Origin of the sequence: Streptomyces sp. NPDC007084, from assembly GCF_040703595.1 — a bacterium.
GTDB lineage: Bacteria > Actinomycetota > Actinomycetes > Streptomycetales > Streptomycetaceae > Streptomyces.
Genome location: NZ_JBEYFY010000052.1, coordinates 26,612 through 38,490 on the forward strand (window position 1 = coordinate 26,612; position 11,879 = coordinate 38,490).

Below are 11,879 nucleotides of genomic sequence, written 5' to 3' on the forward strand. Positions count from 1 at the left end.
TGCGTCAGTATGATCTGCGCACGCCGCACCAGAGTTCACAACTGAAGAGCAACTCACGAGCGATTGACAGGCACGCACGGCCGAAGAGCACGACGGAGGCTTCGGCGACAGCGCGCCGCACGTTCTCGTTTCTTTTTTTCCGAGGGAGTAGACCCGTGATGACCCGATCCGCGCGCCGGACCCGCCGCACCACCCGGACCCTGCAGGTGGCCGGCGTCAGTGCCGCCGCGCTGCTGGCCCTGAGCGCCTGCTCCTCCTCCGACGACTCGTCGGACTCCTCCTCCGCGACCCCCAAGTCCTCCTCCTCGGCGTCCTCCTCGCCGAAGCTGACCGGCACGGTGACCGTCTTCGCCGCCGCCTCGCTCAAGGAGAGCTTCACGACCCTCGGCAAGGAGTTCGAGCAGGCCCACCCGGGCACGAAGGTCACCTTCAACTTCGGCGGCAGCGACACCCTCGCCGCGAGCATCACCGGCGGCGCCCCGGCGGACGTCTTCGCGGCGGCCAGCCCGAAGACCATGGCGATCGTGACCGACAAGAAGGACGCGGCGACCACCCCCGAGACCTTCGTGCGCAACCAGCTGGAGATCGCCACCCTGCCCGGCAACCCGGACAAGGTCTCCTCCCTGAAGGACCTCACCAAGTCCGGCCTGAAGGTCGTGCTCTGCGACAAGACGGTGCCGTGCGGCGCCGCCGCCCAGAAGGCGCTGGACGCCAGCCACCTCAAGCTCACCCCGGTCTCCTACGAGCAGGACGTCAAGAGCGCCCTGACCAAGGTGGAGCTGAAGGAGGCGGACGCGGCGGTCGTGTACAAGACCGACGTGAAGGCGGCGGGCGACAAGGTGGAGGGCGTGGAGTTCCCCGAGTCCGCCGACGCCATCAACGACTACCCGATCGCCCTGCTCAAGGACGCGCCCAACGCGGAGGCCGCCAAGGCGTTCATCGCGCTGGTGCAGTCGCCGGAGGGCCAGAAGGTCCTGACCGAGGCCGGCTTCCTGAAGCCGACGTCCTGATCCCGGCCCCGCACCGGATACGGACGCCGGTCCTGGCGGTCCGGTCGGGCTCGGCGGTTCCGTAGGCCCGGGTCGTCCGTCGGGCCCGGCGGGTTCCATACGCCCGGGTCGTCCGTCGGGCCCGGCGGTTCCATACGCTCGGCGCCCGTCGGTCCTGTCCGTCCCGGCGCGCGTCGAGCGGCGCGTGCCGAACGCGGGGCGCGGGATGCTGAACCGGCGCCGGCCGTGGCGGACGCGTACGAAAGCCGTACCCGCCGCCCGGCGCGGCCCCCTTGCCCGCGCCGTCCCGCAGCCCGTCCCCTGAAGACATGAGTGATCCCGTGGCCTCGCTCGACAAGTCCGACACCCCGGCCGACACCCTGACGGGCGGGCCGCGGCGCGGGCGTGTCCGGAAGCGGGGCGGGGTCCGGGGCGGCGCCCCGCTGCCGCTGCTGCTGCCGGCCCTCGTCGGGCTGGCGTTCCTGCTGCTGCCGCTGCTCGCGCTGATCGTGCGGGCCCCCTGGCGCACCCTCCCGGACCAGCTCGGCAAGCCCGAGGTGTGGCAGGCGCTCCAGCTCTCCCTGCTCTCCGCCACGGCGGCCACCGCGGTGAGCCTGGTGCTCGGGGTGCCGCTCGCCTGGCTGCTGGCCCGCACCGACTTCCCCGGACGCGGCTTCGTACGGGCCCTGGTCACCCTGCCGCTCGTGCTGCCCCCCGTGGTCGGCGGTGTGGCCCTGCTGCTGGCCCTCGGCCGCAACGGGGTCGTGGGGAAGTTCCTCGACTCCTGGTTCGGCATCACCCTCCCCTTCACCACCGCCGGAGTCGTCGTGGCCGAGGCGTTCGTCGCGATGCCGTTCCTCGTCATCAGCGTCGAGGGCACGCTGCGCGCCGCCGACCCGCGCTACGAGGAGGCCGCCATGACGCTCGGCGCCTCCCGCTTCACCGCGTTCCGCCGGGTCACCCTGCCGCTGATCGCCCCCGGCATCGCCGCCGGCTCCGTGCTCGCCTGGGCCCGCGCGCTGGGCGAGTTCGGCGCGACGATCACCTTCGCGGGCAACTTCCCGGGCCGCACCCAGACCATGCCACTCGCCGTCTACCTGGCCCTGCAGAGCGACCCCGACGCGGCGATCGCGCTGAGCCTGGTGCTGCTCGCGGTGTCGATCGCGGTACTGGCCGGACTGCGCGACCGCTGGATCACCGCGTCATGACCGGAGTGCGGGCAAGGGGGGTCAACCGCCTTATGACCGGCGCCCGGGCGAGAGGGACCCACGGATTCACGACCGACGCCCACGTAAGGGGAAACAACCCCGTCATGCCCGGCGCCCACACGAGAAGGACCGCTCGATGACCCAGACGACCCCGGCCGCCGCCGAGGCCCTGCCGGCCGGTGCCGGGCTGGACGCACGGCTCGTCGTCCGGCGCGGCTCCTTCCGCCTCGACGTCGAACTGACCGCCGCCCCCGGCGAGGTCGTCGCCCTGCTCGGCCCGAACGGCGCCGGCAAGACCACCGCCCTGCGCGCGCTCGCCGGACTCACCCCGCTCTCCGAGGGCGGCCGGCTGCGGCTCGACGGCGCCCGTCTGGACCGTACGCCCCCCGAATCCCGCCCGGTCGGCGTCGTCTTCCAGGACTATCTGCTCTTCCCGCACCTCACCGCCCTCGACAACGTCGCCTTCGGGCCGCGCTGCCAGGGCGTGCCGAAGGCGGCGGCCCGCGCACAGGCCGCCGCCTGGCTGGAGCGCATGGGCCTGGCCGCCCACGCCGGAGCCAAGCCGCGCCGGCTGTCCGGCGGCCAGGCGCAGCGCGTCGCCGTCGCCCGCGCCCTCGCCACCCGCCCCCGGCTGCTGCTGCTCGACGAGCCGCTCGCCGCGCTCGACGCCCGCACCCGCCTGGAGGTGCGCGCCCAACTGCGGCAGCACCTGGCCGAGTTCGAGGCCGTCGCCGTCCTCGTGACGCACGATCCGCTGGACGCGATGGTGCTGGCCGACCGGCTCGTCGTCATCGAGGACGGCCGGGTCGTGCAGGAGGGCGGCCCCGCGGAGATCGCGCGCCGGCCGCGCACCGACTACATCGCCCAGCTCGTCGGCCTCAACCTCTACCGGGGCGAGGCCACCGGCCACACCGTACGGCTGGACGCGGGCCCGGAGATCACCACCGCCGAGGATCTCCGGGGGCCGGTCTTCGTCGCGTTCCCGCCGGGTGCCGTCACGCTCCACCGCGACCGCCCGACCGGCTCCAGCGCCCGCAACGTATGGCAGTGCGGCGTGCGCGGTCTGGAGACCCACGGCGACCAGATCCGCACGGACCTCACCGGTGAACTCGCGCTCGCCGCCGACCTGACGACGGTCGCCGCGGCCGAACTGGACCTGCGTCCGGGCGCCCCGGTCTGGGCGACCGTCAAGGCGGCCCAGACACACGCGTATCCGGCGTGAGGACGCCTTGGCGGACGCCCAGACGCCTTCGCGGACGCCTGGGCGTACGCCGGGTGTTGAACTCCACCGGAGGCCGGTCGAACTCCACCGGGCGGTGGTTGAACCCCCTCCCGCCCCCGTGGTAGAGGCAGGGGATGACATCTCCTGACACCGGTATCCCGGCCTTGGCCGCCGCGTTGGACATGCGTCCGCACCCGGAGGGCGGCTGGTACGCCGAGACCTGGACGGCGCCGCAGGCCTTTCGGCCCGACGGCTATCCGGGCCCGCGTGCCGCCGCCACCGCCATCCACTTCCTGCTCGCCCCCGGCGACACCTCCGCCTGGCACACCGTCCGTTCCGACGAACTGTGGCTCTGGCACCGCGGCGGCTCCCTGGACCTGCTGCTCGGCGGCGACGGCGCCACCCCCGGCTCGCCGCCGACGGTCGTCCGGCTGGGTCCGCACATCGAGGCGGGCGAACGCCCCCAGGTCCTCGTCCCCGGCGGCGTCTGGCAGTCGGCCCGCCCGGCCGGCGACGAAGAGGTGCTGGTGAGCTGCGTCGTCGCCCCGGGCTTCGACTACGAGGACTTCCGCCTGCTGGACTGAGGAGTTGGGCGTACGGGCCCACAAGCCTGCAGGCCCACGGGCCCACGGGCCCACGGGCCCACGGTCGTCCGGGCTGTCGCGGGGCCCGGGGCACCCTTTGGAGGTCCGGGGCACCCCCGGGAGGTCCGGGATGCCTTTGTGACGTACGTCCTTGGTTGCGGATCACCCGGGTGGGGCATCACCCGGGGGCAGGACCGGCCGCGCACTGTCCGGCGCGGGGTCCCGGCCGACGGGGACGGAGCCGTCGGGCGGGGGCCGGGTGTCCTGGGAGGGGGAAGAGAGGTGTCAGTCATGCGTGCGCACCAGCGCACCGTCCGGCCGACCGCCCGCGTGGAGTACACACTGCCGCGTACGGCCGTCTCGGCGGGCAGGGCCCGCAAACTGACGACGGCGTTCCTGACCCGGCCGCGGCCACTGCTCGCGTCGCCGACCGCCGACCAGGTGGACGACGCGACCCTGATCGCGTCCGAGCTGGTCGCCAACGCGGTGCGGTACGGACGTACCGGCTGCCGGCTGCGGCTCCAGCTCGGGCATGGAGTGGTGACGGTCGAGGTCCACGACGACAGTCCGGGGCAGCCGAAGGTGGGCGTCCTGGACACCGAATCGGAGAGCGGGCGAGGGCTCGCGATGGTCGAGCAGCTCGCGCACAGCCTGGAGGTCGTGGCCACGGGTTTCGGCGGAAAGACGGTCCGGGCCGTCCTGGCGTGCTCATGATGCGCTAGGGCAGATGCGCTACGTCTGACGCGCCTACGTCGGATGCGCCTGCGTCCCGGCAGAACCACCGGTCAATCCGCGTTTCGCCTCACGAAAAACGGGAACCCGGCGTGGCGCTTTTCGCGAGAATTCGCGGCGCGCGCCTGAACGCGAAAAAACGGATGGCCGGGTCCGCACCTCGCGGTGCGGACCCGGCCATCCGGTGTCCCTGACTAGGCGGGGACGATGTTCTCCGCCTGCGGGCCCTTCTGGCCCTGCGTGACGTCGAAGGTCACCTTCTGGCCTTCCTGGAGCTCACGGAAGCCAGAGGTGGCGATGTTCGAGTAGTGGGCGAAGACGTCGGCGCCGCCGCCGTCCTGCTCGATGAAGCCGAAGCCCTTTTCCGCGTTGAACCACTTCACGGTGCCAGTAGCCATGTCAAATCTCCTTCGGGGCAAAGCTCGAAGGCCCACACTGTGTGGACCCGCGTCGCCGCAATGATTGCCCCAACCGGAATGCACCGGAAAAACTTTGGGAACCACAACTGCAACTGAAATCGACAGTAGCACGCCACGGGCCCCGAGGGGCGCGCACTATCTCACCCCGGCGTGGGGAATAACAAAACCTCGCGGGGGCGCTGCCCAAATTCTGCAACGGCCGAAGCAGATATTTCGGCACGGCGGAGAAACGGTTTCCGACCCGCTCAGGCGTCCTGCGGACTGCCGCGACGGCTCCGGGCCGTACTGGGCCTGGGGTTAGCGGTGCTACCCGTGCCGCTGTTGGTGCCTGTGCGGCCGGCGGTACCGGTGGGGGCGGTGGGAGTGATATCGGTGGGGGTGATCCGTCCGGACTCCCGGAGTTCCGCGTTGATCCGTAGCGCGTCGTCCAGGCTGTCCTCCAGCGAGACGATGCGGCAGGCGGCCTCGACGGGGGTGCCCTGGTCGACCAGCTCACGGGCACGGGCCGCGACACGCAGTTGACCGCGAGAGTAACGCCGGTGGCCGCCGTCGGAGCGCGACGGGGTGATCAGCCCGGCCTCCCCGACGGCCCGCAGGAAGGCGGGCGTGGCGCCGATCAGCTCCGCGGCACGGCCCATCGTGTAGGCGGGGTACTCGTCGTCGGCGAACCGGTCGGTGAGATCCATGGTGCTTCCCTGGAGCGCGTGTATCCCTTCCACTCTGGCAGATCCGGGCCGCCGGCGGCCGGAATCCGGGGGGAGAGGGAGGGTGGGGCGAGCCGACGCGACGGGGCCGGGGGGCGGGGCCGGGGACGAGCGGGACCGGCGGACCCGGAACTAGCCCGGTCGCCGGACCCAGGACGAGCCAGCCCGGTCGGCGGACCCAGGGCGAGCCGGGTCGGTGGGCCGGGGACGGCGAGGAACCCGCGGCCCGCTCTCTCACCCGGACGGACCGGTGCGCTGGTGGGGGGCGGTGCCCGGTGGTGGCGTGGGAGGACACACGCGCCCGACCACGGGACCGTCCTCGGGAGGCCTTCGCATGAACCGTCCGTCCTGTCTCCTCGCCTCCGCCCTCACCGCCGGGATGCTGCTGTCGACGGCGGCCTGCTCCGGTGACGACGGCAGCGCCTCCGGCCGTACGGACCGCTCGGCGTCCCCCGTATCCGCGTCCCCCGTGGCGGACGAGCCGCGCGCCGCGTCGACCTCAGCGTCCCCCTCCACCTCGGCCTCGTCCTCGTCCTCCGCTTCCGCCTCGCCGGCGGTGCGGGAGCTGACCAAGGACGAGGCGCGCACGGCACTGATCACCAACTCGGACCTGGGTTCGCAGTGGACGGCGTCGGAGGGCGCGGCGACGTGGCGGGACGCGCTGCTGAAGAGCAAGGTCGACGCGTCGCAGTTCGTCACGGACAAGGGGAACGCGGCCGACTGCCAGAAGCTGCTGGACGGCCTGTACGCCGAGGACCTGCTCGGGAAGCCGAAGGGCGAGAGCGCCAAGACGGGCTTCGACGACAGCGACGACGAGGCGCAGCTCCGCTACCAGGTCGCCGCCTACGGCAAGCAGGCGCTGGACGACCGGTTCAAGTGGCTCGACACGCTGCCGGACAAGTGCGACCAGTTCACGGCAGTCAGTCCGAAGGGCGGCCGGCAGACGGTCCAGGTCATCCACACGGACCTGGACGACGCGGGCGAGGCCCGCAAGGGCCTCCAGATCAAGATGACCGGCAACCTGGACGACAACCCCGACACCCTGACGCTCGACTACGCCGCGGTGCGCGTGGGCGACAGCGCCCTCTCCCTCACGAACGGCGGCCTCTCGGGCGCCGAACACGACTCCACGGAACAGGCCGCGGAAGCGGGCGCCAACCGCCTGAAGGCGGTCCTGAACGGCAAGTCGCCGGAGGCCACACAGGGGTGACCGGGGGCCACACAGGGGGTGAGGCGGGCGCCGCTCCCCCGCTTCCGCCTGGTGTGCGGGGCCCGGCGCGCCAGGGCCCCGGCCACAGCCGCTGAGGTAATCGGGACGAAGCAATGCCGGTGATCGCAGGTGAGGGATATGGTTCCCCCGATGCGCAGGGTGTGGGGCGCGTCACACATGGCAATGGGAAACCGGCCGCCGCGGGACGCTCGCGCGGCTGTGCATCTGGGGGGCCTTATGCACGAAATGACCAAGGGTTCGAACATCAGTTTGTCGTCGTTGAGTACGGACGTCGGCTCGGCGATGGTGAGCCTGGGCTGGAGCAGCCCGACGGGGGAGGGCGACGCGGATGTCTCCGTGCTGCTCCTCGCCTCCGGCGGCAAGGTACGCAGCGACGCGGACTTCTACTTCTACAACAACCCCGTGGCACCGGACGGCAGCGTGCAGTTGCTGGGCAAGGCGCCGACCGCCGGCGGGAGCGAGGACCGCATCACCTTCGACCTGACGGCCATACCGTCGGACGTCGAGCGGATCGTCGTCGCCGCGAGCCGCGACGAGGGGGCCGGGTTCGGGGAACTCGACGACGTCCGGATCAGCCTCGCGGACGCCTCGGGCGAAGGATTGCTGCGGTACTCCGTCGAGGACGCGGGACCGGTCGGCGCGCTGCTCTTCGGTGAGTTCTACCGCCGGTCGGGCGACTGGAAGTTCCGCGCCATCGGCCAGGGCTACGGGACGGGTCTCGCCGGTCTGGCCACCGACTTCGGCGTCGACATCGATGACGCCGCTGAGGCGGAGAGCGAGCCCGAGGCGAGCGTCGAGACGCCGGTGAGCGTCGAGACGGCGGTCGTCGAGGCCGCCGCGGCGGTGGTGGAACGGGCGGCGCCCGAACCGGCGGCAGCGGTCCCGCCGCAGGCCGACCCCCGTCCGCGTACGGCGAAGAAGAAGATCACGCTGCCCAAGGTGGCGAAGAAGTCCCTCGCCGAGAACGACGCGTGGCGCACGGCCCGGCTCTTCCCCGCCCCGGCGCTGAAGAGCGACCGTGAGCGGGAGACCCGGGCGACCTCGGTGCTGCTGTCGGTGATGGCGCAGGTGCCGGAGTTCGGCCGCCGGCTGACCGCCGGGTTCGGGGCGCCGGCCGGGCGGATGGAGACGTTCACCGAGGTGACGCTGCCCAACGGGGACTCCCCGAGGCGCCCGGACGGCGTGATCCGCGTCGAGCGGGCGGGCAAGCTGTGGACGGCGCTCGTCGAGACCAAGACGAACGGCAACGCGCTCAAGCAGGACCAGGTGCAGGCGTACGTCGACATCGCGGCTCGGCGTGGCTACGAGGCCGTGATCACGCTCTCCAACGACGTCGAGCTGGACGGCAGCCCGCTCGTCGAGGTCAAGACCGACGGGCGGCGCAAGAACAAGGTGGCGCTCTGGCATCTGTCCTGGGCCGAGGTGACCCACCAGGCGCAGATGCTGATCCGCCACGAGGGCGTCGCCAACGGAGCGCACGCCTGGCTCCTCCAGGAACTCCTGCACTACCTCCAGCACGAGAACTCCGGCTGCCACGGCTTCCAGAACATGGGACCCGCCTGGGTGCCCGTCCGCAAGGGGATCGACGACGAGACCCTGTGCCAGGGAGACGAGCGTGCCGTGGACGTCGTGGAGAGCTGGGAGCGGCTCGTACGGCAGGTGTGTCTGCGGCTCGGCGGCGAACTCGGCCAGAAGGTCCTTCCCGTCCAGCGTGCCCGGCGGGGAACGGATCCGCAGGCCCGGCGGGCCGCGCTCGCGGACCGGCTGTGCCTCGACGGAAAGCTCGACGCCGAACTGCGCATCGAGGGGACGCCCGGAGTCCTCGCGCTCTGCGCGGACCTGCGGACGGGCAAGCTGCGGACCTCCATCGAGATCCCGGCACCGGAGCAGGGCTATCCGCTCACCTGGGCCAAACGGCTCGTACGGCAGCTCGACGAGGCGCCGGCCGATCTGCACGTGGAGACTCTGGTCGACGGTGATGTGGGCGGCCCCCGGGGGACGCTGGAGCGGCTGCGGCCCGAGCCGGCGGACATCCTGCCCAGGAACGGCGCTCAGATCACCGGATTCCGGCTGTCACTCTTCCGGGGCATGGGCCATGCCCGTGGCAACGCCGAGTCGGGCTTCATCCGGAGCGTCGACGACTCCGTCGACCGCTTTCACACGCAGGTCGTGGTCAACCTCGACCGTCGCGCACCGCGGCCCCGGCAGCCGGTGGTGGGGGCTGCCGTGGGCTGAGGTGGCGGCAGGGGTGCGGTGGTGTCAGGGGGTGTGCGTCAGAGCCGGTCCATCCGGGTGTAGGGGCTCAGGACGCGGACCTGGCGGGCGCCGAAGTCGACGAGCATCGCGATGCCCTCTTCGACGCCGACGATCGTGCCCAGGCCGTACTGGTCGTGGGAGACACGGTCTCCGAGGCTGAACTCCTTGGCCACGGGGACGACCGGGGCGGCGAAGGGGCTGGTGGGCAGGTGGCGCCGGGGCGCGGAGGGTTTCGTCATCGTGTTGCCAGTATGAGCCCTATTCCGGCGTGCGGTAGGGCTTGATGGTCTCGATACCGCTCCGACTCGGTCTCCCTCACGGCCCCGGAACGCGACCCGGCCGCGAGCCCGACGGGAGCCCCGCGCGCGTTCTCGGAGGTCAGCCCTCGGGACGGGCCCGGTGATCGTCCTGGCGTGCGGGACTGTCCCCCGGGTGGGCGTCTCGGCCATGGGATGGGGATCTTCGCGGCGGGTCCCGGGGCGGACATGGGGCGACACAGACCGGTAGACACCGGCAGGCGTCGGCAAGCGCCGGGCAAGCGCCGGAGGCTGATGTGCCCGTGGCGGGTCGGCGGCGGGGGGTCGTCACGGGGGGCGCTGGAGTGTTCAGGCCGAGCCGGTGGGGTCCGGGGAGGGTGAAGGTGTCTCGCGGGCTCCCGGGTGTCGAGGCTGGCGGCCGGATCCAGCCAGGGGAGGAGCTGAATCCGGCCTGTCTGTGTTCACCCGCGTCCACCACACGCCCAGCCGCGTCCACCCGCGACCGCCTCACGCCCAGCCGCGTCCACCCGTCTCCACCCGCGACCGCGTCACGTCCAGGCACGTCCAGGCACGTCCACCCGTCTCCACCCGCGACCGCCTCACGCCCAGCCGCGTCCACGTCACGTCCAGGTACGTCCGTCCACGCCCCCCCCAGCCGCGCCCGCCTCCGTCCGCCCACGGCGCCGGCCCGCATCAGCCCGCCCCCGTAACCAAACTCGCGATCTCCCGGTCGTCCGCGTCGTACACCGTGACCTTGGTGATGCCGTCCATCGGGTCGACGTGGCCCTTGGCGAGGGGCGGCAGCTTGGTCACGGCGTACCAGACGCCCCAGCCGGGGTTGCCCGGGAGGGTCAGGACGGTGGCGGTGACCGGGCCCCCGGTCGTCGTGATCTCGGCGCGGGCCGGTGTGCCCGGGCCGTGGAAGATACCGGACAGGAACCACTGGCCGCCGCTCTTTCCGGAGGACTGCATCGTGAGGCCGGGCGCGGCCATGTCCAGGTTGCCGTCGACGACGCTGCGGAACTGGTCGGGCTGCTCAGGTTCCGACCAGTGTTTGCCCTGCGGGGTCAGCCAGATCCGGATACCGGGCGCCACCCGGACCCGTTCGCCCGGTGCGACCGTCCGTACCGGCGGTGCCTCGGGCGCGGTGGCGGCGGGCGTCGGGGTGGGGCTCGCCGAGCGGGTGGGCGACGGTCTCACCGACGTGCCGGGGGCCGGTTCCGTACCGTCGCGGAGCCCGGCCACGGCGAACGGCACCAGCAGCGCTCCGCACGCGACCCCCAGCACGGCGGCCCGGCGGCGGCGCAGCCGGCTCCGGCCCGCGCGTTCGATGGCCCCCAGCGGCACCGCCGAGGGGGTGACGTCCAGGGCCGCGCCGGCGAACACCTCGCGCAGCCGCTCGGCCTCGGCCGAGGCGCGCGCGGAGCGGGACGAGTGGTTCATGGGCGTGCTCCGGGAACGGGCCGGCGGCCGGCGAACAAGGGGTGGGCGCGCAGGGCTTCCAGGCCCCGCCGCGTGTGGGTCTTGACCGTGCCGATCGAGCAGCCGAGCAGTTCGGCCGTCTCGCCCTCGCCCAGGTCCTCCCAGAAGCGCAGCACGAGCACGGCCCGCTGCCGTGCCGAGAGTCCGGCCAACGCGGCGTCCAGCGCGGCCCGTTGGGTGACTGCCTCGGCGTGCCCGGGGTCGGGACCGTGCGCCCGCTCCGGTATGAACGGCATCAGCAGGTGGGCAACCCGTCTCTTGCGGATCCGGCTGAGGTTGTTGTTGACCAGCGAGCGGCGTACGTAGAAGTCGACGTCGTCGGCCGGTATGCGCCGCCAGCGGACGTACACCTTGGCCAGGGTGGTCTGGACGAGGTCCTCGGCCTCGTGGAAGTCCCCCGTGAGCATGTGCGCGGTGCGTACCAGGCGGGGCCATGCGGCGGTGGCGTACGCGGCGAAGTCCCCGACGCCGGGGAAGTCCCCGACGCCGGGGAGGTCCCCGCCACCGGGAAGATCCCCGCCACCGGGAAGATCCCCGCCGCCGGGGAGATCCGGGCCCCCGGGGAAGTCCTCGCCAGAGGGGGAGTTCCGGCCGTGCCAGGCGTCGGCGACGGTCCGGCCGTCGGCCGTGCCCTCCGCCGGGGCGGAGGATGTGTCGGTGGAGTGCTGGGGCACGACCTGCGGTCCCTCGGGTCGGATGCGTGGGGCGCTCGCCGAACTCGCCGCCCTGGGACGGGACATCAGCGACGAGGAGGTCGGCAAGCGCCGCTCCGCCCTCACCCCCGAGACCATCGCG

10 protein-coding genes and 2 pseudogenes are annotated in these 11,879 nt (G+C 72.6%); 7 read left to right on the forward strand and 5 right to left on the reverse strand.

Annotated elements, in window-relative coordinates; translation table 11 throughout:
• The first annotated feature begins 158 nt into the window (after positions 1–158).
• From modA to AB0912_RS28900, 5 genes are all read left to right on the forward strand, one after another.
• The gene (modA, locus tag AB0912_RS28880) at positions 159–1,010 is read left to right on the forward strand and encodes a molybdate ABC transporter substrate-binding protein (protein ID WP_366704877.1); all 852 of its coding nucleotides are present in this window, start codon (positions 159–161) and stop codon (positions 1,008–1,010) included.
• A 308-nt stretch (positions 1,011–1,318) separates the two neighbouring features.
• Positions 1,319–2,197: a molybdate ABC transporter permease subunit gene (gene modB / locus AB0912_RS28885; protein WP_366704879.1), complete on the forward strand. Its 879-nt coding sequence runs from the start codon at positions 1,319–1,321 to the stop codon at positions 2,195–2,197.
• A 136-nt stretch (positions 2,198–2,333) separates the two neighbouring features.
• Entirely contained in the window at positions 2,334–3,419 is a 1,086-nt protein-coding gene (locus tag AB0912_RS28890; RefSeq protein ID WP_366704881.1) for an ABC transporter ATP-binding protein, read from the forward strand.
• Positions 3,420–3,553: 134 nt separating this feature from the next.
• A complete protein-coding gene (locus AB0912_RS28895) occupies positions 3,554–4,003 on the forward strand; it encodes a cupin domain-containing protein (RefSeq protein WP_366704883.1) in 450 nt (149 codons plus the stop codon).
• Between the two features lie 291 nt (positions 4,004–4,294).
• Entirely contained in the window at positions 4,295–4,717 is a 423-nt protein-coding gene (locus AB0912_RS28900) for an ATP-binding protein (protein WP_366704885.1), read from the forward strand.
• A gap of 212 nt (positions 4,718–4,929) precedes the next feature.
• Here the strand turns inward: AB0912_RS28900 and AB0912_RS28905 are convergent, their stop codons facing one another.
• Complete coding sequence (locus AB0912_RS28905) at positions 4,930–5,133, reverse strand: cold-shock protein (RefSeq protein WP_020871138.1); 204 nt, start codon at positions 5,131–5,133, stop codon at positions 4,930–4,932.
• Positions 5,134–5,549: 416 nt separating this feature from the next.
• Positions 5,550–5,840: pseudogene (locus AB0912_RS28910) on the reverse strand (MerR family transcriptional regulator); the annotation flags it as partial.
• A gap of 352 nt (positions 5,841–6,192) precedes the next feature.
• On the opposite strand from AB0912_RS28910, the gene AB0912_RS28915 reads away from it, so the two are divergent.
• Both AB0912_RS28915 and AB0912_RS28920 read left to right on the forward strand, forming a co-directional pair.
• A complete protein-coding gene (locus tag AB0912_RS28915) occupies positions 6,193–7,068 on the forward strand; it encodes a hypothetical protein (protein ID WP_366704887.1) in 876 nt (291 codons plus the stop codon).
• 237 nt (positions 7,069–7,305) lie between these two features.
• On the forward strand, positions 7,306–9,324 hold the full coding sequence (locus AB0912_RS28920; RefSeq protein ID WP_366704889.1) for a TerD family protein: 2,019 nt from the start codon (positions 7,306–7,308) through the stop codon (positions 9,322–9,324).
• Between the two features lie 38 nt (positions 9,325–9,362).
• On the opposite strand, the gene AB0912_RS28925 is transcribed toward AB0912_RS28920, so the two are convergent.
• The 3 genes and pseudogenes from AB0912_RS28925 to AB0912_RS28935 all read right to left on the reverse strand — a co-directional run.
• Positions 9,363–9,584: a hypothetical protein gene (locus AB0912_RS28925; RefSeq protein WP_081218430.1), complete on the reverse strand. Its 222-nt coding sequence runs from the start codon at positions 9,582–9,584 to the stop codon at positions 9,363–9,365.
• A gap of 711 nt (positions 9,585–10,295) precedes the next feature.
• Positions 10,296–11,045, reverse strand: coding sequence for a hypothetical protein (locus AB0912_RS28930; protein ID WP_366704891.1), 750 nt, complete (start codon positions 11,043–11,045; stop codon positions 10,296–10,298).
• Positions 11,042–11,545 (reverse strand): annotated as a pseudogene (locus AB0912_RS28935) (SigE family RNA polymerase sigma factor); the annotation flags it as partial. The pseudogene AB0912_RS28935 and the gene AB0912_RS28930, both read right to left, overlap by 4 nt.
• Positions 11,546–11,879 lie beyond the last annotated feature (334 nt).

Coding starts and splice junctions, on each gene's coding strand:
- AB0912_RS28905 (WP_020871138.1), bottom strand. CDS start 5,133: ATGGCTACTGGCACCGTGAAGTGGTTCAACGCGGAAAAGGGCTTCGGC.
- AB0912_RS28925 (WP_081218430.1), bottom strand. CDS start 9,584: ATGACGAAACCCTCCGCGCCCCGGCGCCACCTGCCCACCAGCCCCTTC.
- AB0912_RS28890 (WP_366704881.1), top strand. CDS start 2,334: ATGACCCAGACGACCCCGGCCGCCGCCGAGGCCCTGCCGGCCGGTGCC.
- AB0912_RS28895 (WP_366704883.1), top strand. CDS start 3,554: ATGACATCTCCTGACACCGGTATCCCGGCCTTGGCCGCCGCGTTGGAC.
- modA (WP_366704877.1), top strand. CDS start 159: ATGACCCGATCCGCGCGCCGGACCCGCCGCACCACCCGGACCCTGCAG.
- modB (WP_366704879.1), top strand. CDS start 1,319: ATGAGTGATCCCGTGGCCTCGCTCGACAAGTCCGACACCCCGGCCGAC.
- AB0912_RS28900 (WP_366704885.1), top strand. CDS start 4,295: ATGCGTGCGCACCAGCGCACCGTCCGGCCGACCGCCCGCGTGGAGTAC.
- AB0912_RS28930 (WP_366704891.1), bottom strand. CDS start 11,045: ATGAACCACTCGTCCCGCTCCGCGCGCGCCTCGGCCGAGGCCGAGCGG.
- AB0912_RS28915 (WP_366704887.1), top strand. CDS start 6,193: ATGAACCGTCCGTCCTGTCTCCTCGCCTCCGCCCTCACCGCCGGGATG.
- AB0912_RS28920 (WP_366704889.1), top strand. CDS start 7,306: ATGCACGAAATGACCAAGGGTTCGAACATCAGTTTGTCGTCGTTGAGT.